Annotated in this window: 16 protein-coding genes and 1 riboswitch; of the genes, 3 read left to right on the top strand and 13 right to left on the bottom strand. The window is 65.2% G+C overall.

What is annotated here, in order from left to right; all coding sequences use genetic code 11:
• Positions 1-319: 319 nt before the first annotated feature.
• Positions 320-1,057: a GntR family transcriptional regulator gene (locus AC07NV_RS01275; protein WP_495164524.1), complete on the bottom strand. Its 738-nt coding sequence runs from the start codon at positions 1,055-1,057 to the stop codon at positions 320-322.
• Between the two features lie 684 nt (positions 1,058-1,741).
• On the opposite strand from AC07NV_RS01275, the gene AC07NV_RS01270 reads away from it, so the two are divergent.
• The gene (locus tag AC07NV_RS01270) at positions 1,742-4,294 is read left to right on the top strand and encodes a beta-N-acetylhexosaminidase (RefSeq protein WP_495164523.1); all 2,553 of its coding nucleotides are present in this window, start codon (positions 1,742-1,744) and stop codon (positions 4,292-4,294) included.
• Between the two features lie 3 nt (positions 4,295-4,297).
• Here the strand turns inward: AC07NV_RS01270 and AC07NV_RS01265 are convergent, their stop codons facing one another.
• From AC07NV_RS01265 to AC07NV_RS01210, 12 genes are all read right to left on the bottom strand, one after another.
• Positions 4,298-4,558: a phytanoyl-CoA dioxygenase family protein gene (locus AC07NV_RS01265; RefSeq protein ID WP_495164522.1), complete on the bottom strand. Its 261-nt coding sequence runs from the start codon at positions 4,556-4,558 to the stop codon at positions 4,298-4,300.
• Positions 4,555-5,022 (bottom strand): hypothetical protein, encoded by a 468-nt coding sequence (locus AC07NV_RS01260; RefSeq protein ID WP_495164521.1) that lies wholly within the window; start codon positions 5,020-5,022, stop codon positions 4,555-4,557. Before AC07NV_RS01260 ends, AC07NV_RS01265 begins: the two co-directional genes overlap by 4 nt.
• Positions 4,986-5,759: an ABC transporter ATP-binding protein gene (locus AC07NV_RS01255; RefSeq protein WP_495164520.1), complete on the bottom strand. Its 774-nt coding sequence runs from the start codon at positions 5,757-5,759 to the stop codon at positions 4,986-4,988. Before AC07NV_RS01255 ends, AC07NV_RS01260 begins: the two co-directional genes overlap by 37 nt.
• Positions 5,753-6,754: a FecCD family ABC transporter permease gene (locus AC07NV_RS01250; RefSeq protein ID WP_495164519.1), complete on the bottom strand. Its 1,002-nt coding sequence runs from the start codon at positions 6,752-6,754 to the stop codon at positions 5,753-5,755. The genes AC07NV_RS01255 and AC07NV_RS01250 overlap by 7 nt, the downstream gene beginning before the upstream one ends.
• Positions 6,751-7,605, bottom strand: a complete 855-nt coding sequence (locus AC07NV_RS01245; protein ID WP_495164518.1) for an ABC transporter substrate-binding protein — start codon at positions 7,603-7,605, stop codon at positions 6,751-6,753. Before AC07NV_RS01245 ends, AC07NV_RS01250 begins: the two co-directional genes overlap by 4 nt.
• Entirely contained in the window at positions 7,605-8,213 is a 609-nt protein-coding gene (cobO, locus tag AC07NV_RS01240; protein ID WP_495164517.1) for a cob(I)yrinic acid a,c-diamide adenosyltransferase, read from the bottom strand. The genes AC07NV_RS01245 and cobO overlap by 1 nt, the downstream gene beginning before the upstream one ends.
• The gene (locus AC07NV_RS01235; protein WP_495164516.1) at positions 8,213-10,135 is read right to left on the bottom strand and encodes a TonB-dependent receptor plug domain-containing protein; all 1,923 of its coding nucleotides are present in this window, start codon (positions 10,133-10,135) and stop codon (positions 8,213-8,215) included. The genes cobO and AC07NV_RS01235 overlap by 1 nt, the downstream gene beginning before the upstream one ends.
• A gap of 178 nt (positions 10,136-10,313) precedes the next feature.
• Positions 10,314-10,532: riboswitch (cobalamin riboswitch) on the bottom strand.
• Positions 10,533-10,585: 53 nt separating this feature from the next.
• Positions 10,586-11,740, bottom strand: a complete 1,155-nt coding sequence (locus AC07NV_RS01230; protein ID WP_495164515.1) for an acetyl-CoA C-acyltransferase — start codon at positions 11,738-11,740, stop codon at positions 10,586-10,588.
• Between the two features lie 3 nt (positions 11,741-11,743).
• On the bottom strand, positions 11,744-12,973 hold the full coding sequence (locus AC07NV_RS01225) for an acetyl-CoA acetyltransferase (protein WP_495164514.1): 1,230 nt from the start codon (positions 12,971-12,973) through the stop codon (positions 11,744-11,746).
• Between the two features lies 1 nt (position 12,974).
• Positions 12,975-14,666: a class I adenylate-forming enzyme family protein gene (locus AC07NV_RS01220; RefSeq protein ID WP_495164513.1), complete on the bottom strand. Its 1,692-nt coding sequence runs from the start codon at positions 14,664-14,666 to the stop codon at positions 12,975-12,977.
• Between the two features lies 1 nt (position 14,667).
• A complete protein-coding gene (locus AC07NV_RS01215) occupies positions 14,668-16,164 on the bottom strand; it encodes a carotenoid oxygenase family protein (protein ID WP_495164512.1) in 1,497 nt (498 codons plus the stop codon).
• Positions 16,161-17,129, bottom strand: coding sequence for an NAD(P)H-dependent flavin oxidoreductase (locus AC07NV_RS01210; protein ID WP_495164511.1), 969 nt, complete (start codon positions 17,127-17,129; stop codon positions 16,161-16,163). The genes AC07NV_RS01215 and AC07NV_RS01210 overlap by 4 nt, the downstream gene beginning before the upstream one ends.
• A 120-nt stretch (positions 17,130-17,249) precedes the next feature.
• Here AC07NV_RS01210 and AC07NV_RS01205 point away from each other — a divergent pair, with 120 nt between their 5' ends.
• Together AC07NV_RS01205 and AC07NV_RS01200 are read left to right on the top strand one after the other, a co-directional pair.
• Positions 17,250-19,550, top strand: coding sequence for a TonB-dependent receptor (locus AC07NV_RS01205; protein ID WP_495164510.1), 2,301 nt, complete (start codon positions 17,250-17,252; stop codon positions 19,548-19,550).
• A 100-nt stretch (positions 19,551-19,650) separates the two neighbouring features.
• Positions 19,651-20,601, top strand: coding sequence for a winged helix-turn-helix transcriptional regulator (locus AC07NV_RS01200; protein WP_495164509.1), 951 nt, complete (start codon positions 19,651-19,653; stop codon positions 20,599-20,601).
• Positions 20,602-20,608 lie beyond the last annotated feature (7 nt).

The raw sequence follows: 20,608 nt of genomic DNA, 5'->3' as shown, positions 1-20,608 counted from the left end.
ATATCTTGTCTCCGGATCGGTGGCATGTGGCCACTCGATACATTGGTACTATATAGGTTATATATGTCTCATCAAGATGTATGTTTGGGGTGGTGCGATTTTGATGATCCACCCTTGTGGCGCAGCCATTCCATCGCGCCCCGGATCAGCGCCATATAGGGAAGGATGGGAGCAGCGCGGCGAGCGGATTGCCCGAGGTCGTTGGCGGCTCAACCGCGATGGCTCGCGCGCCGCGGTGGTGCGCAATTCTGGTGCGATGACTCGTCGCTGAGCAGTGCGCCGAGTTGCCGCCGCATATCGAATTTCTACGCCGGTTGGCTTAGCCGTTCAACTCCGCCACGACGTCATAAGCGTCTCCGCGATAGAAGCTCTGCGTGAATTCGGCGGTGCGCCCGTCGGCGAGGAAGCCGCGTCGTTCGATGAACAGCCCGGGCGTGCCTGGCTCGATTTCCAGCATTTCGGCCTGTTCTGTCGTCGCCGCGATTGCGCGAAGCCGCTGGAGCGCGCGGACGGGCAAATGTCCCGCGGCCTCCAGCGCTTCATAAAGCGAAGCCCCCACTGCCTCGACCGACGGCAGGCAATAGGCCGGGATCGTCGCCACTTCGAGCGCCATCGACGTGTCGTCAGCATAGCGAATGCGATGGAAGCGGTAAACGAGCGAGCCCGGCGACAGGCCCAGCGACAGCGCTTCCTCGGGCGTCACCGCGCCTGCGGTCCGGCTCACCCACTTGCTATGCGGCTTGCGCCCGCGCGACACCATGTCTTCCGAAAAGGAGGTGAGCTTCGAAAAGCTCTTCTCGACGCGCGGCCGCGTCACGAACGTGCCCGCACCGCGGCGGCGCGTGACGATTCCATCGGCGACGAGGCCGTCGATCGCCTTGCGAACCGTGATGCGCGACACATTGAATTCCTCGGCCAAATCCCGTTCGGTCGGGATCGCTTCCTCGGCCTTCACCAACTGCCCGTCGATCGCGTCGCGAAGGATCTTCTGCAGTTGCAGGTAAAGCGGTGTCGGGTCGTCTTTCTGGAGCGGACCTACGCGATCGATCAGGGACAAAGGACGATGCTCCAGCCAATTGGATGGGCGCTTTGATCGATAGGACCAGCGCCACAGCTCCATGTGTTGCATTGGTATCGTCGCGTCAATGATCGTCGCGAATAATTCGCGTGAAAGGCCGTATTTGATCGCTTGGATCCATGCGCGATCGGGGGTGTCCTGCAACAATCGGCGGACCATGGCGCCCGTTGCCTTCGCGGTAGCAAGGCGCGATTCCCTCCCCGTCGGCGCGGGGACGTTGTGCGTGATACGGCGGTGCCTGCGGCACGGACTCTCGACGACCTTGGCATTGGTCGCATCTTTGCCATGTGCGGCTTCGAAATCCCGATAGGACCAATTTGATTTTCCCCTCCGAACCGACAACCGTAAAGGGGGGGCGAGGGATTGGCTGGCCGGGCGCTGCGCTACAGGCCAGCCACGGGCGGAGGTCGCGCTCCATAGTAGAACTGTACGCGGTGCCCGGTTGACCTCAACTCGGCCTGGTCGGGTCGCAGGACAAGATGCGCATGAGGTCGAATCGTGGATGATACTAATATAAAACCAATTTGGATCGATGCGACGGCGTGAAAACGCAGATATTCGTCATTCCTCCACTTTTCCCTTCAATTCCGTCAGATCCGAAAGGCGTTGACCCGTCTGCGATGTCATGACAAATCAGATACAAATTTGAGCGGGAGAATATGGATGCGGGCTGCGGCTTGGACGGCGATGGCGATTGCGGCACTGGCCGCGCCGCCGGCCATGGCGGTGGAGGCCGCGTCGCAGGCATCGCTCGACCGCTTCGCCGATACGCTCGGCTACCGGCTCACCATGGTCGACAATCGCCCGGCATGCCCCACCGGGATCGACGCCTGCTTCCTGTCGACCATCACGCTGACGATCCCCGAGACGTTGCCGGCCGACGTGCCGACGAAGGGGCTTTCGCTCTATTTCAGCTTCGTCGACCGGCTGCCGCTGGTCGAAAGCGACATCTTCACGCACCGGCTGATCAACGGCGATGTTCAGCAACTCACGCTCAAGCCCGGCGCGACCCTGCGCCCCGGCGCCAAGCATGAAATCAAGCTGTGGGGCGTCGGCTCGAATTTTTCGAAGGTGTTCGGGATGCCCAATGCCTATCTCGTCGCCGACGGGCTGAAACCGCGGACGATCGCGGCAACGCGCGCGGCGATCGATCCCGACACCGGCCTTGAAATCCTCCCGTTTGTGGCGCCGATGACCGACGAGGCGAAGCTCGCGACCAAGAGCGATGCCGACCAGACGCGCTGGCTGACCGCCGAGCGCGCTTTTGCGGTGCAGGCCGGACGGCTGGGGCCCGAAGCGAAGGGCATTGCGATCCTGCCGAAGCCCGCGAAGGCGGTGCAGGGCAAGGGCGCATCGATCGACCTCGGTCGCGGCGTCGCGCTGACATTGGGCGGTGTCGCCCGCGCTGCGATCGCACCCGCGCTGTCGGCGCTGGGTGTGGCGGAGAAGGGCGCGTTGCCGCTCACCATCCGTATCGACACGGCCGCCGCGACGAAGCCCGAAAGCTATATACTCGACGTCAAGGCATCGGGCATTGCGATCACCGCGCACGACGCCGCCGGGGCAAGCCACGCATTGCGCTCGCTCGCGCAGCAGGCGGTGTTCGAGAAGGGAAAGCTCGCACCGCTCCACGTCGAGGACGCGCCCGAATATGGCTTTCGTGGCCTCCACATCGACCTCGGCCGCAATTTTCACAGCCGCGACGAGATAATGAAGATCGTCGAAGCAATGGCGGCGTACAAGCTCAACAAGCTGCATCTCCATCTGGCCGACGATGAAGGCTGGCGCATCGAGATTCCGGCGCTGCCCGAACTCGCCGAGATTGGCGGGAAACGCTGCCATGATCCGGCAGAGCAGACGTGCCTGCTGCCGCAACTCGGCGCCGGGCCCGACGGGACGGGCGGGGTCAACGGCTATCTGACCACCGCCGATTATGTCGCGATCGTCGAGGCGGCGGCGGCGCGGCAGATCGAGGTGATCCCGTCGATCGACATGCCCGGCCACAGTCGCGCCGCGATCAAGGCGATGGAAGTCCGGCACGCCCGCCTGACCGCCGCGGGCAAGAAGGCCGAGGCCGAACAATATCGCCTGATCGACCCCGCCGATACGACCGAATATCGCAGCATCCAGAATTATAGCGACAACACGCTGAACGTCTGCCTGCCCGCGACCTACCGTTTCGTCGACACCGTCGTCGACGGACTTGCCGCCATGCACAAACAGGCAGGCGCGCCGCTCAGGACCTTTCACCTTGGTGCCGACGAGACTGCCGGGGCGTGGGTCAAATCGCCCGCGTGCAAGGCGATGGTCGCGGAAAATGGCGGCGACGCTGGGAAGCTCACGCCGCGCTTTATCGAGCGCGTGACCGCCAGCCTCGCGGCGAAGGGCCTGCGCGCTGGCGGCTGGAGCGACGGCATGGGGCATACCGAAACCGCGAACATGCCGAAACAGGTGCAGACGAACATCTGGGGCGTGCTCCACACCGGCGCGATCCGCGAAGCGCATGACCAGATGAACCGCGGCTGGGATGCCGTGCTGTCGATCCCCGACCTTGGCTATTTCGACATGCCCTATGCTCCGCACCCCGAAGAGGGCGGCTATGACTGGGCGTCGCGCGGGGTCGATCCGTATCAGGTTTTCGGCTTCATGCCCGACAATCTGCCCGCCAACGCTGCAACGATCCGCAACATCCATGCCGAGGGCAAGCCGATCGAGGACAAGCCGGTTCTTCAGCCCGGGCACCGCGTCGCGGGATTGCAGGGGCAGCTGTGGAGCGAGTCGATCCGCACCGACGGGCAGGTCGACTATATGCTCTTTCCGCGCCTGCTCGCGCTCGCCGAGCGCGCGTGGAGCCCGGCGCCTTGGACTCCGGCGTATCAGGCGGGCGTCAGCTATGAATGGGGCGACAAGCGCGTCGACGCCGCAAAGCTGAAGGCGGGCTGGCAGGATTTCGCCGGGCGTGTTTCCGCGCAATTCCCGCAGCTCGAACGCATGGGCGTCGCCTATCGCGTCGCGCCTCCGGGGGCGCAGATTGCGAACGGCAAGCTCGAGGCGAACAGCATGTTCCCCGGGACCGTAATCGAATATCGGATCGGGGGCGGCGCATGGACGCGCTATGCCGGGCCGGTGGCGGTCAGCGGCGCGGCAGAACTGCGCAGCCGCTCCGCCGATGGCAAACGCGCCAGCCGGACGGTTCGGGTTGAACCCGCCCGGTAGCCGCTAGGCCGCCTTCATCCACACGACGAGTGCGAAGCGTGTTGCGCGCGCCGGCAAGGTTCTGTGTGGGGTGAAGCGGTCGAGGAACAGCACCGTCCCGGCCGGACATTCGGGCTGGACGCGCGGGAGGCCGGCGAGCCGCCATTCGGGGATTTCGAACCCGTCGTCGCCCTCGCTCGCAAGCGGCGCGGGCTGACGCACGGCTGCAACCTCCAGACCTCCACTTTCTGGCCCGGCATCGCTCAGCGGGATCCACGCGGTCACGAGCACTTGCCGCAGCCGGTGCCGTCGTCGCGCGCGACGTCGCTGTGCCACGCGTGGCGATGCTCGGGGAAACAGGCAATGCTCGCGCGCACGCGTGCGATCTTGCCCGACAATTTTCGCTCGCCGAGCCGTTCGGCCGTCTCGATCAGCCGCGGATCGTTGGCGAGCGCCTGCAGCCGCGGCCCGCGATGCGCGTCGGTGCAGATCGCGACGCGCAGCAGGTTGGCGACGCTGCGTTCGTGCGCGAACACTCGGTCGATCCGCTCGCTCAGCGGCGCGTCGGGGCAGCTCTGATCGAAGGGCAGGTAGAGCGCGCGCGATACCCGGTCGATATGTTCGGCAATATCGGCCTGCGCCGCACGGACGAGTTCGGGGTCGAACAGCGGCACCGCGGCATGACCCTGTTCGGCAAAGAGCGCCGCGTTTGTCACCGCGCGCGGCCAAAGGTGGTGATCGTCGGCCACTCGCCGCCCGCCTCGACCCGCGCGTCGATCCCATAGACCGCACGCAGCCGCTCGGCGGTGAGCACGTCGGTCGGCGTCCCGTCCGCGACGATCCGCCCTTCGTCGATCAGCAGCAGCCGGTCGCAATAGCGCGCCGCGAGTGTCAGATCGTGCAGCACCGCGATCACCAGCGCGCCGCCCGCGGCCTCGGCGCGGAGCATGTCCATCACGTCGATCTGGTGCCCCGGATCGAGGCTCGCGAGCGGTTCGTCGGCGATCAGCGCGGGGGCTTCGACCGCCAGCGCGCGTGCAAACAGCACGCGGGCGCGTTCGCCGCCCGACAATTCGGTGGCGATCCGGTCGCGCAATTCCAGCACATCGGCGCGCGCCATTGCGCGTTCGATCGCCGCCGTATCGGCATCGGATATCCGCGACATCGGCGCAAGGTGCGGCAGGCGCCCCAGCCCGACGAGCCGCTCGACGGTCAGCGGCCAGTGCAAGGTCTGCCCCTGCGGTACATAGGCGATCCGCCGCGCGAGATCGGCGCGCGGCATGGCTGCTGCGTCGACACCATCGACGTGGACGCGCCCGGTGGCGGGGACCAATGCAAGCATCGCGCGCGCCAGCGTCGACTTGCCCGCGCCATTGGGGCCGACGATGCCGGTCAGCGTGCCGGCGCCGAATTCGGCGCTGACATCGCGTATGACCGCGCGGCGGCCGAGCGTGACGCCGACGGACGTGAGGACGAGCTTCACCATATCCGTCGCTCCCGCATCAGGTGGAGCAGGAAGATCGGCACCCCCAGAAAGGCGGTAACGACCCCCAGCTTCAGTTCGTTGGTCGTCGGAATGATCCGCACGCCAAGGTCGGCGAGGGTCAGCAGCGCCGCGCCGCCGATCGCCGAGGGCAGCAGGATGGCCGACGGGCTGCGGTCGGTCAGCGGGCGGATCAGATGCGGGACGATCAGCCCGACAAAGCCGATCGCTCCCGACACCGCGACCGCGCCGCCGACCCCGATCGCGGTGCCGATGAGCAGGCGCAGCCGTGTTTTCCGGAGGTCGGTGCCAAGCGCCTGCGCCGCATCCTCGCCGAGTGTCAGCGCGTCGAGTGCGCGCCCGTTCCACAGCAGCATCGCGGTGCCGATCGCGATACAGGGCAGCGCGATCCACACATGGTCGAACGACCGGTTTTCGAGGCTGCCGAGCAACCAGGTCATGATCTCCATCGCCGCGAACGGGTTCGGCGACAGGTTGAGCGCGAGGCTGGTCCCCGCGATCGCCAGCGTCCCGACCGCGATGCCGGCGAGGATCAAGGTCAGCGGGCTTTCGGCCTTGCCTGCGAGCGCGAACAGCAAAGCGAGCGACAGGAGCGCGCCGCCAGTGGCAAGCACCGGCAACACGACCGGATGGATATCGGCCAGACCGAAATAGATCGCGGCGACGCCGCCGAGCGCTGCGGCGTTCGATGTCCCGAGCACCGAGGGCTCGGCGAGCGGATTGCGCAAATAGCCCTGCAGCGCCGCGCCCGCGAGCCCGAGCATCGCGCCGACGGCGAGCGCGAGGATGGTGCGCGGCAGGCGCAGGTCGAACAGGATGATCGACGCGACCTTGTCGCCGTCGCCGGTCGCGGCGGCGAACAGCCGCGCGACCGACAGGTCGACCGCGCCGAACAGCAGCGAGGCGACGGCCGCGACCAAGGCGAGCAGCGACAGCGCGGCGATCAGCGACCAGCGCGGCATGGCGAGGCGGCTCATGAGCGTTTGCTCCCCAATTGCATGATTTGTTGCTCGATACTGCGCGCGGCCTGCGTGTAGGCGGGGCTGCCGCACACCGTCCATGCCTGCGGCACGCTGATCCGCGGAATGTCCTTCAACGCCGGATGGTGCAGCATCTCGCTCCCCTGATCGGTCACTTTATCGGTTGCGCTTTCGACGATCAGATAGTCGGGCTGCGCCGCGACCATTTCCTCGAGGCTGAGCTGCGACAGCGGCGGCTTGCCGAGCTTGCCCGCGAGGTTGACGAGCCCGGCGCGCGCCATCAGTTCGTCGATCAGCGTGCCGGTGCCCGTCATATAGCCGCGCCGCTGGTAATAGGCCGCGACCCGGCCGCGCCCGGGCTTTTGCAGCCCGGCAAGCTCGCCCTCCATCCGCGCGATCAACGCGGTGCCGCGCTCGGGATGGCCCACAGCGGCGGCGGTCTCGCGGATCGATGCGTAAATCTCGTCCAGCGTGTTTGCGGTGTCGAGATCGAGCAGCGGATAGGCCTGTTTCGGCAGGGCTCTCAGCGCCGCGCTGCGGCTCGCCGGCATGCCGACGATCAGGTCGGGCTCGATCGCCAATATCTGTTCGGCCGAATTGCTGAGCAACTGCAGCCCGCGTGCTTTCGCTGCTTCGCCCGACATGTCGGGGTCGGTCGCATTGTGCGTGAGCCCCGCGATCTGGTCGCGGTCGGCGAGCGCGAGCACCAGCTGGTCGGCGCACAGGTTGATCGAAACGATGCGCTGCGGAACCGCTGGCGCTTTTGCGACCGGTTGGCCCGTCGTCGCCCACAGTGCGCCCGCGCCGCCGAGCAGGAGCGCCGAGGCAAGCAAGGCGCGCGGCGACATCAAAACTCGATCCCCCGCTGCGCACGCACATTCTGCTCGCGGAACGGATGCTTCACCTGCGCCATTTCGGTCACCAGATCGGCCGCATCGATCAGCTCCTGCGGCGCATTGCGGCCGGTGACGATGACATGCGTCATATGCGGCTTGGCGGCGAGCGCCTCGAGGACTTCACCCACCGGCAGATAGTCGTAGCGCAGCACGATGTTGAGTTCGTCGGCGATCACCATCGAATAGCTCGGGTCGGCGATCATCCGTTTGACCTCGTCCCACGCTTCGCGCGCCACCGCGATATCGCGGCTGCGGTCCTGCGTGTCCCACGTAAAGCCTTCGCCCATCGGCTTGAATTCGATCAGGTCGGGAAAGCGGTCGAACACCGCCTTTTCCCCCGTCGCCATCGCGCCCTTGACGAACTGGACGACCCCGACCTTCATGTCGTGGCCGATCGCGCGGATCGCCATGCCGAGCGCGGCCGAGGTCTTGCCCTTGCCGGGGCCGGTGTGGACGATCACCAGCCCCTTTTCGACCGTCTTGGTCGCGACCTTCTTGTTCTGCGCCGCCTGGATCTTCTTCATCTTCGCCGTATGTTCGGCGTCGGTGCGGGGTTTCATCAGAAGGTCACCCGCACGCCGCCATAGGCCGCGCGGCCCGGGGTGGCGAAGCTGAAGACCTCCTCATAATTTTCGCCGAACAGATTTTCGACGCGGCCATAGATCGCGAAACGCTCCGACAATTTATAATCGGCACCAAGGTTCACCAGCACATATTCCTTCATCGACACCGTCACCGGAATATAGCTGGGGTCGGTGAAAGCGAAGTCGTCGGTCCGGCCATTGTAGCGGACGGTCAGCGTGCCCGAAAAACGCTGATCGGTGCTGAACACCGTGGTGTTGAGGCTCGCCACATGCTTTGGCCGACGCGCCTCGCGTACGCCATTTTCCTCGGCCTTGAGCCATGTGTACGCCAGATCGAACCGGATCTGCGGGATTGGCCGCGCGCTGACAAAGGCTTCGATGCCGTGCTGCTTGCTATCGGTGGTGCGGTTCCCCGGCGTCGCGTCGAAATTCGGCGGCGGATAGTCGATGAAGATCTCGTTCTTCAGCTTGGAATCGAACCAGGTCGCGCCGATCGTGGCCCAGTCGTTTGCGCCAAAGCTCTGCTCCAGCCCGGCTTCCCAACCCTTGGACTTTTCGGGCTTCAGGTTCGGGTTGCCGATGTAGGTGCCATCGACAAAACCATAAAGGTCGAAGAAGCCGGGGTTCTTGACGCCGGTGCCATAGGCGGCGCGGACGCGCGTCCCGGTCGGCAGGCGATAGCTGCCCTGCACGCGCCACGTCGTCGCATCGTCGAAGCGGTTGTTGTCGTCGTACCGCACCGACGCGCCGAGCGAGAGGTCGCCCGCGAGCAGTTCATATTGCCCGACGACGCCCAGGTTGTTCGCGTGCTTTTCGCCCGGAAAACCGCCGGGGGTCAGCGTCTGGAAATTCTCGCGCTCGACGTCGACCGCGCCGGTCAGCCGGTGCCTGACCGCTTCGGTGCCGAAGCTGAACGCCGAGGTGAAACTGCCCTTATAGCGCTGCCCCTTGTTGCCATAGTCGAGGCCGAAGGGGCTGAAACCTTTGCGCTTCGTGTCGGCGAACTGACCTGACAGCGTGTTGACCCAGCGCCCGTCGAGCGCGGTGAGCTGCGCCGAGAGCAGGCCGAAAAACGCCTCATTCTTGAAATACACGCCGGGGCTGTCGACGGTATAACCGAACAGCGGGCTGCTGGTATCGAACTCGCTGTTGTTCGTGTCGGCGTTGGTGTGGCTGTAACGCAGCACGCCGGTCAGTTTGAACGCCTCGCTCGGCGTCCAGTTGACCTTGGCGGTCGCGCCGATGCTGTCCGACCCGACATCGCGCGTACCGCCGCGCGCGGTCGGATAGCCGTCGGTGCCGTAATAGCTGCCCGAAATGGCATAATCGAACGCACCCGATGCGCCGGCGGCGCGCGCGCCGCCGCTGATCGTCCCGAACGATCCGCCCTCGATCCGCGCGCTATATCCCGGCGCTTCGCGGCCCGACAGGGTGATATAGTTGATCACGCCGCCGATCGCGTCGGAGCCGTAGAGCGAGGATTGCTGGCCGCGCAGCACCTCGATACGCGCGGCGGAATCGGCGATCAGTGTACCGAAATCATATTCGCCCTGATAGGGATCGGCCGCCTCGATGCCGTCGATCAGCACGAGGACATGGTTGCTCTCGGAGCCGCGGATGCGGATCTGCGTCTGCCCGCCGATCGCGCCGATGCGCGTCACCGCAACGCCCGGCACGTCGCGCAGGACATCGGAGACGACGCGCGTCTGGCGCAATTGCAGCGCTTCATTGTCGATGACCGTGACCGAGGAGCCAAGCTGGTTCGCGGGCACGCCTTCACCCGAGCGTGAGGCGGTGACGATGATCTCGTCGCCGGGGCGCTCGCTGTCGGCTGTTTCGGCAAGCGCCGGCGTCGCCGTCGCCAATACAGCCAAGGAAATGGTCGTGAATTTCAACATGGGAAGCTCCCCGCACGCCGGCAACGAAGGTGGAGCCTGCCGATGCGTGGGACGCGATCGACCGATGCCGGCATCGCAAGTGGCGTAATGCCTGCGGCCCCGGCACCGAAGCGGCTCCAGCCGCTTGGTCGTCGCTCGACGGAAACCTCCGTGCCGCGGCCTTTCCCTGGGCCTTGGCATTGAGCGACCCACGCCGGCAGGTCTCCTGGCTCGCGGGTCAGGGCTTGATGCACGCCTTCCCAGGTGACCCCAGTGGCTGATCCGAAAGCTTCGGACCGGTGCATCGCGCTCGCCGCTTACAGTTGCAGGGACAGCCTCGGCTTAGGGGGGTCAGGACGAACCCCTTCACCGTGTTCCCGTTTTAAGCCCTTTCGGGCACCGGTGCGATCATGCGCGGGAAAGACCCCGCACGCGCGGCACATAGCGGAATCGCGGTTTTGCGCAATCGGCTTATTGACGCTCGACGATCATCGCGGCGCCCACACCCATCGCGCCGGTCAGCACGACAAGCCCGTATCGACCACCGCACGCATCGAGCGCGTCGAGCAGGGTAGAGGTCAGGATCGCGCCGCTGGCGCCCATCGGATGGCCCTTCGCCAGATGGCCGCCGCTCACATTGACGCGCGCCGGGTCGGCGTCGCGGTCGCGCAGGAATTTGGCGATGGTGACGGCAAAGGCTTCCATAAACTCGATGCGGTCGAAGTCGGCGAGCGTCAGCCCGGCGCGCGTCAGCACCTTGTCCATCGCCGCAAAGCCTGCGGTCAGCGACGCGGCCGGGTCGCCGCCGCTTTCGGCAAAGGCGACGACGCGTGCGCGCGGAGAGGGGCCAAGGCCTTCGCCGCCGACCAGCGCGAGCCCCGCGCCGTCGCAGATCGGCGGCGCGTGGGCGATGCTGTGCAGCGCCTCGAAGGTCGCGCCTTCGAGCGCGCCCGCATATTGCTGCTGCAGTTCGCCGAACGCGGGCGGGGCGGCGGCAAGCGATGCGGCCGTCGTTTGCGGGCGGATGCACTCTTCGCCGGCCAGCGGCCCGGTGGCGATCCGCGATTTCTGGAGCGCGGCATCGCCTTCGGCCGCGCCCGCCTTCTGCTGCGAGGCGAGGGTGACGGCGTCGAGGTCGGGGCGACCTATGCCTTCGGCGTTTGCCAAACGGTCGGCTGCGAGCACGGGCGGGACAAAGCGGGCGCGCGGGGGCAATTCGTCGTTGCCGTAAAAGGCCGCGCGGTCGCCGAGGAAGGGGCTCTGGCTCATCGACTCGACGCCGCCCGCGAGGATATGCGACGCTTCGCCGCTCGCGACCTTTGCAATCGCCTGGCCGATCGCCGACAGGCCCGACGCGCAATAATTGTTGATGCTGTGCGCCGCGGTCGCGTCGGGCAGCCCAGCTTGGAGTTTTGCCAGCATCGCGACATGCCCGCCCTGCGCGCCGCTCTGCGTCACGCAGCCGAGCAGCAACGCGTCGGGAGCGCGTGCAACATCGCCGCAGCGTGTCGCAAGCGCCGCCGCTTGGCTACGCACCAGCTCCTGCGGGCTCAGCGCCGCGAGCCCGCCATCGGGCCGCGCCTTGCCGCGCGGCGTGCGCACCGCATCATAAAGATAAACGTTCAAAGATCAGACGCCGACGACGAAGCTGACCGCGGTCGTCGCGCTGCCGCCGACATTGAACGTCGCGAAATTCTTCGCGCCCTCGACCTGATAGTCCCCGGCGTTGCCGGTGACCTGTCGCCAGCTGTCGAGCAGCATCCGCACCCCTGTCGCGCCGACCGGATGGCCCAGCCCAATCAGCCCGCCCGACGGATTGACCGGCAGCCTGCCGCCGAGCGCGATCGTCCCGTCCTCGATCGCGCGCCAGCTTTCGCCCGGCGGGGTGATTCCGAAATGGTCGATCGCCATATATTCGGTGATCGAGAAGCAATCATGCACTTCCACCCCGTCGCATGCATAGACATCGGGCATTTCGGCGCGGCGCAGCGCGTCCATCATCGCCTTGCGCACGCTCGGGAAGACATAGTGATTATCTTTACTTTTCAGTATCTTGGTCGAATAGAGCAGCGGTGCGGTCGAATGCCCCCACCCCTTGATCCGCGGGAAAGTGTCGATCGAAACCCCCCTACGCTGCGCGACACTTTCGGCAACTTCCGCCGACGCGAGAAAAATCGCCGCCGCACCGTCGGTGACCTGCCCGCAATCCGATTTGCGCAAGCTGCCCTCGATCAGCGGATTGACCGCATCATTCTCGCCCAGATGGTCGTCGGTCATCGCCCAGCCGCGCGTCTGTGCGTTCGGATTGCGCTTGGCATTGGCGAAATTATTGGCGGAAATCCCGCGCAGATGGGCGCGATCGAGTCCGAAGCGCTCGTCATATTCCTCGGCGACCTGCGCGAACATATACGGCCACAGGTACCGCGCCTCCTGCGCCTCGCGCCCCGCCCACGCGGCGGCGCCCAGATATTCGGCGGCGCGCTGGCCGGGGACGTTGCGCATCAGCTCGATGCCGAGCACCAGCGCGAGGCCATAGCGCTCGGCTTCGATCTCGGCAGCGGCCGCAAGGACCGCGATGCTGCCCGACGCGCAGGCGGCTTCGTGGCGCGACGCCGGGATGCCCGCAAGGTCGGGATGGACATGGCCGAAGAAGCCGCCGAGCTGGCCTTGTCCCGCGAACAATTCGCCGACAAAATTGCCGACATGCGCGGTCTCGACCTCTTTGGGCTCGATGCCGGTTGCGGTGAATGCCGCTTCGGCAACGTCGCGGAACAGCTCGAACAACCCGCCGCCCTCGCGTTCCATGTTGCGCGCGAAATCGCTCTGCGCGCCGCCGAGGATGAAGACGTCTTTCGCCATGTCAGGCTTCCTTTTCGAGAGTGGCGAGCGCCATTTCGCGCACGTCGCTGCGCATCACCTTGTTGGTGACGTTGCGCGGCAGCGCGTCGAAGCGGAACAATCGCTCGGGCAGTTTGAACACCGCGAGATCGTGCCCGCGCAGATAGTCGGCGACCTCGCCGATCCCGACGTCGTCAGTACCGCGCGGCACATAGGCAAGGCCGATCCGCTCGCCCATCGTCGGGTCGGGCAGCGAAAAGACGCAGGCCTCGGTGAGCAACGGATGGCCGCCGAGCAACTGGTCGATTTCCTCGGGCGAGATGTTCACCCCGCCGCGGATGATCAGATCCTTGCAACGCCCGACAAAGCGATAGAAGTCGCCGCCCTCGGCGATCTCGAACAGGTCGCCGGTGCGGAACCAGCCGTCGTCGGTAAAGGCTTCGGCAGTGCGCTCCGGGGCGCTGTGATAGCCTTCGAACAAGGTCGGTCCGCGAATCTGGAGTTCGCCCGATACACCGTCTTCCTCGATCGCATCGCCGCCGCCGGGCGGGACGAGGCGGCTCTCGATATTGGGGGCGCGGCCTTCGCCATAGGGGCGCTGATAGGTGCCACGCCGCGGGAACAGGCTTGCGCGCTTGTCGGGGTCGGGCATCTCGCCCTCGCCGGTGATGAAGCTCATCCCCTCGTTCGATCCGAAGACATTGACGATGATGATGCCGAGTTTTTCTTGGAACCCGCGCACCATCGCGGGCGCGAGCGGCGCCGAGCCCGAGGCGATGACGCGCAGGCTCGACAGGTCGACCGATGCCAGCAGCGCTTCATTCTGCAGCAGCATGTTGAGCACCGCGGGCGGGGCGATTGTCAGGCTCGGCCGTTCGGTCGCGATCTGCTGAAGGTAGATGCCGGGATCGAAAGGATGGTGCAGCACCATCGTCCCTGCGCTCGTCAGCCAGCACATCGTGATGCCCCCGATGCTCGCCATGTTGATGAGCGGGAAGGGGTTGAGCAGGACATCGCCCGGTCCGACCTTCATCGCCTCATAGCCAGCACCCGCGACCGCGATCCAGTGATTGTGACTGCGCGGGACGCCCTTGGGCACGCCGGTGGTGCCCGAGGTCCAGCAGATGGTGAAGATATCGTCGGCATCGACGGGGTTCGCCGCGACGTGCGCCGCGAGTGCGGCTTCGTCGCCCGCTGCGGTGGACAGGTCGAGCGCGCCCGCAGGCGGATTGGGACCAAAGGTCATCAGGCGGATGCCACCCAGCAACGGCGCCGCGACACCGACATGGTCGCATCCCTTGACCGTCGTCGCGCAGACGAACGCCTTGGGCTCGACGACGCCGATCATGCCCTTCAGCTCGTGGCTGCGATATTGCACCGCCGCGGGGCTGACGATCGCACCGATCTGCGCCGCCGCGAAATAGAGTGCGACGAATTCGCTGATGTTGGGCAACTGGACGAGCAGCACATCGTCCTTGCCAACCCCCGCAACGACCAGCGCCCCCGCGATCCGGTCGATCTCGGCTTCCAGCTCGGCATAGGTCAGCCGCTGCGGTTCGCCAAAAGCGAAGTCGCCGCGATTGGGGGCATCGACCAGCGCCAGCCGATCGGGATGCGCCACCGCATTGGCAAAAAACAGGTCGGCGAAACTCTTGTCGCCCCACCAGCCGCTTGTCCGGTGCTGCCGCCTCTTATCCTCTCCCGCCGCGATCATCTCAGGCGGCCAGCACGCTGTTGTCGGCCATCCCGATATCGTCGCCGCTCGCCCACACGGTGTGCGTTCCCGAACAGATGCGCTCGGGCAGGATGATCCGGCACACCGGCCCCGCTGCGACATTCTTCGCGTCGATCAGCACGCATTCGGACGTGTCGGTGTCAAGGTCGGCGATGAACGAGACGAGATAGCCGTCATCCTCGTCCTTCGCATCGATCCGCGGCGCGAAGGGCGCCTCGCTGCCGAAGCGGCCGGGGCCGAACTCGTAGGACTGGCTCGTTCGCGCATTCAGATCGTGCTTGACGAGTCCGCGGAACAGGAACCAGCCCGGCTCGGGGATCGCGCTATAGGCATAGCGATAGGGCTTGCCGGCATAGCGATGGTTGAACATCCCGAATTCCAGATCGCGGTCGTCGAGGCGTTCTTCGACCGTTTCGCCGGTCTTCAAATTGAAGCGCCAGCGGTGGAGCCGCGGCTTGAGCAATCCCTGATCGAGATACGCCATCATCCGTTCGAGCCCCTCGGGCGCGTTCGGATAGGATTTCGGCATCGGCTCTTCCTGATAATAGCCGTCGAGGATGATCTCGTCGCCTTCCTCCCACGCATTCAGCCAGTGCAGCGTGTAGGTCGGCTCGGCGGTGAACCAGCGAATATCCTCGGGCTGGCCATGCCGCGGAATGATCGCAAAGCGCGTCTTCTCGTCGGGATGGAATTGCACGACGTGCAGGTTTCGCTCGAGCAATTCCTCGTTCCAATAGAGCGGCATGTCGTTGAGGATCGTGTAATTCTTCGTGAACGCCATGTCGTGCGGCAGGCGCGGCCCGGCGAGCGGCACGGGGATATAATGCTTGAGCTTATTGTCCGCCCCGACGACGCCATAATGCATATAGGGTGCGTGCTTCGAGTAATTGAAAAACATCAATTCTCCGGTCGAAAGGTCGACCTTGCAATGCGCCGAAATGCCGTCGAGCGGCACCCAGCTCTCGGTGCCATGCTGTTCGAGCGTGAAGGGATCGAGCCGATACGCCTCGCCGCACTGATAGAAGGTCGAGATAATCTTGCCCGCGTGGATCGCGACATCGGTCGACGACGAATCCTTGAGCCACTCCTGCGCGCCCCAGCCGTGGCGCGTCGATTTGTGCGGCGGTTCCATCAGCCCGGCCCACAGCGATCGGCCGGCTTCCTTCTCGGCCTCGAAGCCCTTGGTGCGCACGAAGCGGCTGCGATAGCTCGCGCGGCCATCCTTGAAGCTGATCGCGTGGATGAACCCGTCGCCGTCGAACGGGTGGTAACGGCCGATCGGCTCGTGAATCTGGTTCTCGCCGGTGCGCACATAGACGCCGTCGATGTCGGTCGGGATCGTCCCGATCACCTCGGCATCGCCATTGGCGAAGATCGCGTTCCATTCGTTGAACGTCGGCCGCCAGGCGCCCTTCATATAGGGATGGTCGTTCGGCTGGATCGTCGTCTCGATCGTCTCGACAAGCTGGGCGGTCATGCGATGACTCCTTCGGCAGGGGCAAAGCGCGGGCGCGTTGCGGCCGCATCATATTCTTTCACAAGGCGGTCGACGATGGCGGCGACCGGCTCGACGCCGCGCACCGCGCCGACGCCTTGCCCGGCGGACCAGACATTCTTCCACGCCTTCGCATCGTCCTGCGCGTCCGAGAAATTCGGGCGCTTGTCCTCGGGCATGTTCGCAGGATCGTAACCCGCGGCGATCAGGCTCGATTTCAACCAGTTGGCGGTCACACCGGTGATGCCCTTCGACGGCACGATATCCTCCGCCCCGGCCGCGACGATCATCTCCTTGTACCCCGGCACCGCCATGCTCTCGCTGCAGGCGATCAGCGACGTGCCGAGATAGGCGAAGTCGGCGCCCAAAATCTCGGCTGCCCGCACCGCATGACCCGTCGAAATCGCCCCGCCAAGCACCAGCGGCCCGTCCCAGAACTGGCGCACCTCTTCGACAAAGGCAAAGCCCGCGGTCGCGCCGGTGTGCCCGCCCGCCCCCGCGGCGACGAGCACCAGCCCGTCGACCCCGGCCGCCGCCGCCTTGCGCGCGAAGCCGACCGAATTGACGTCGGCGAACACCAGCCCGCCATAGCTGTGAATATCCTCGACCACCCGCGCCGGGCTGCCGAGCGCGGTGATGACGAGCGGCACCTTGTGGCGCACGACGCAGGCAAGGTCTTCAGGAAGGCGGCTGTTCGACGGATGGACGACCAGATTGACCGCCCAGGCCGCGGCCCCGGGATCGTTCGACAACGCCGCGTCGATCCGGCTCACCCAGTCCTCGAGGTCGGCCGACGTGCGCGCATTGGGGGCAGGGAAGCTGCCGATCACGCCCGACCGCGATGCGGCGATCACCATCTCGGGACCCGATACGAGAAACATCGGCGCCGCGATCGCGGGCAGGCGCAAATTGCGCGTCAGCGCAGGGGGAAGGCCGTGTCCCGGCAAGGTGTTTCCTCTCTCAAATTATCTGACTTGCATAACGATACTTAAAGCCCTTATGAGTCGCAAGGCAAGAAAAACATCGCGGGCGGTGGTCGCCAAGACGATGATGCGTGGGAGGACCCTATGAACAGAAATTTTGTTGCGCTGCTCGCTGCATCGGCGCTCGCCAGTCCCGCTGTCGCGTTCGCGCAGGACGCGGCGCCGACGCCCGAATCTGCCGAACAGCAGGGTGGACTCGAGGAAATCATCGTCACCGCGCAGAAGCGCGCCGAAGGCCTGTCGGACGTGCCGATCTCGATCTCGGCGATCAGCGGCAAGCAGATCGAAAATTACGGTCAGACCAACCTCGAACAGATTTCGTCGTCGGTCCCGAACCTCAAGATCACCCAGACCGCGATCGCCAACCGCATCGCGATCCGCGGCATTGCGTCGGGCGACAACAAGGGCTTCGAACAGTCGGTCGCGATGTTCGTCGACGGCGTCTACTACGGCCGCGACCAGCTCTCGCGCCTGCCGCTGATCGACATGGAGCGCGTCGAGGTGCTGCGCGGGCCGCAGCCGACGCTGTTCGGCAAAAATGCGATTGCGGGTGCAGTCAACATCACCACGCGCAGCCCGACCGATGAATTCGAAGGTTCGGTGAGCGGGCTTTACGAATTCAACCACAAGGAATTGCAGCTGACCGGCGTGCTCTCGGGGCCGCTGACCGACGGCGTCGAGGCGCGCGTCGTCGGTTATTACCGCAAGATGGACGGCTATTTCTATAACCAGAAGCTCGACCGCGACGAGCCGAACGTCGACGAGAAATATGTCCGCGGCAAGATCGAGTTCGATCGCGGCGGGCCGTTCGCCGCCGAACTGAAGGTCGAATATGCCGACTTCGAAGCGAAGGGGCAGCCGCGCGACGTGTTCGGCGCGGTGGGCAATTACAACACCGTCTTCCAGGGGCCGTTCTTCGTCAGCACCAACCCCGATTATGTCCGCGAAGACAATGGTTATGAAAGCCGGAACAAGGTGTTCGGGGCCACGCTGAACATGGATCTTGATGTCGGCGAACATACGCTGACCTCGACCAGCGCCCTGCTCGATTACAAGACGCGCGAGATTGTCGACGTCGATTTCTCGGGCGTCAGCTTCCTCGACGGCACGAACCTGCGCGAAGATTATCGCCAGTTCAGCCAGGAACTGCGGCTGACCTCGCCGGGCGGCGAGACCTTCAACTATATCGGCGGCATCTATTATCAGCATGCCAAGCTCGACGTGCAGGACTTCACCCGGTTCAATCCGACCTTCCTTGCGCTGGGGGCCCCGTTCAACGCGCTCGGCGATACGCGCAACGACCGTGACTATGCGCAGAAGTCGGATCTGATTTCGGGCTTTGCGCAGGGCGAACTGGCGCTCAGCGATCGCTTCCGCATCACCGCGGGCGCGCGCTTCAACCATGAAAAGAAGAGCGGCAGCCGCACGCTGGCGATCGTCAAGGGGCCGCTGAACACCGCGCCGCTGCCGGTGGTCACGGCGGTGTTCCGCGCGCTCAATATCGAGGCGCACAGCATCTCGGGCAAGATCAGCGAAGACAGTTTCAACCCGATGGTCAACGTCCAGTTCGACGCGACCGACGACCTGATGGTCTATGCCTCCTATGCGCGCGGAACCAAGGCCGGGGGCTTCGACATTCGTTCGAACTCGCTGCCGACCTCGACCACCGTTGCCAAGCCGGGGGCGTTCGAGTTCGAGGATGAAAGCGCCGACAATTTCGAGGCGGGGCTCAAATACAAGGGCCGCAGCGTCGCCTTCAACCTGTCGCTCTATCGCACCAAGTACAAGGATCTGCAGGTCAATATTTTCGACGGCACGCTGAACTTCAACGTCCGCAACGCCGCCGCGGCGACGACGCAGGGGGTCGAGGCCGATTTCCGCGCCGCGATCGCCGACGGGCTGACGATCAGCGGTGCGGTCGCCTATCTCGATTTCAAATTCACCAATTTCACCGACGGCCAATGCTATTATCTGCAGACGCCGGGCGCGAACGGCTTCTGCGACTATTCGGGCAAGCGCAACGCGCTCAGCCCCAAATGGTCGGGTAACCTCAACCTCGACTATACGACGCCGGTCACGACCAGCATGAAGGTCGCGTTCAACGTCAACGCCGACTTCTCCTCCTCCTATATCGCGTCGGCGAATCTCGATCCGCGCACGCATCAGGACGGTTATGTAAAGCTCGGCGCGCGGCTGGCATTGGCGCAGGTCGACGATCGCTGGGAGGTGGCGCTGATCGGCCGCAACTTGACCAATCAGCGCATCCTGCAGACCGCGAGTTCGATGCCGCTGGCAACGACGATCACGCGTAACGCCGGTAACGCCTATAACGGCATCGTCGACCGGCCGCGCACGATTGCGGTACAGTTGACCGGGCGCTTTTGATGCGGGGAGGGCGGTTCGCCGCCGCCCTCCTGTCGCAGGTGCCAGCCTTGTCGGCACCCCGGGCTTCGTTTAGGGGCGGGGAGAGGTAGGGACGGCTGATTTGAAACACGATCGCACGATCAGGGCCTGTTCGATCTGGCGTGCGCTCGATGTCGTCGGCGACGTGCCCGTCCTGCTGCTGATCGAACAGGCGTTTCTCGGTACCCACAGCTTCGACGAATTTGTCGTGCGCACCGGCCTTGCCCGCTCGGTGGTCAATGGGCGCCTCAAAAAGCTGGTCGAAGAGGATTGTCTGGCGAAGGTCCCGAAAAAGGGCGGCCGCGGCTTCCATTATGTCCTGACCCAAAAGGGCCGGGACCAGTTCCCCAACGCACTGATGATGCTGCGCTGGCAGCATAAATGGGAAGCGGCGGAGCGCGATTTTCAGGTGCGGCTCCACCACATAAGCTGCAGCCACGCGACCGAGCCTGTTCCGGCGTGCCGGCATTGCCGCGCCGAAATCGATCCGCGCGACGTCGACTGGCGCGAAGGGCCGGGGCTGGCGCAGGTCGTCCCGCATTATGAGCGCCGCCGCTTCAACGGCGACGTCGGGGCGCGGCGCCCGGGCGGGCGGCCGCTGGTCGATACGATGATCGAATTGTTCGGTGACCGCTGGGCGACGCTGGTTGTCCGCGCGATGTTCACCAGCATCAACCGCTTCGACGATATCCAGCGCGATACGCTGATGGCGACGAATATCCTGACCGGCCGCCTCGAACGGCTGGTGCGGCAGGGGGTTTTGAAAACAATGCCCTATTCGGCGCATGCCGACCGCGTCGAATATCGCCTGACGGCCAAGGGTCGCGATCTCTATCCGGTGCTGCTCGCGTTGCTGCAATGGGGCGATCGCTGGTTTTCCGATGAGCGCGGGCCGCCATTGCTGTTGACCCACAAAAGCTGCGGCCACGATCTGAACATGGTCGTCGCGTGCAGCCACTGCGGCGACGAATTGCAGCTGTCGAACAGCCGCTTCACGATTGAAACCACCGGGGCGGCCGAGAGCGGAGCGTGACAATGCG

Source organism: Sphingopyxis sp. GW821-FHT10B01, assembly GCF_059415685.1.
Note: the sequence above shows the minus strand (reverse complement) of the source record. Positions and strands in the feature narration are given on the sequence as shown.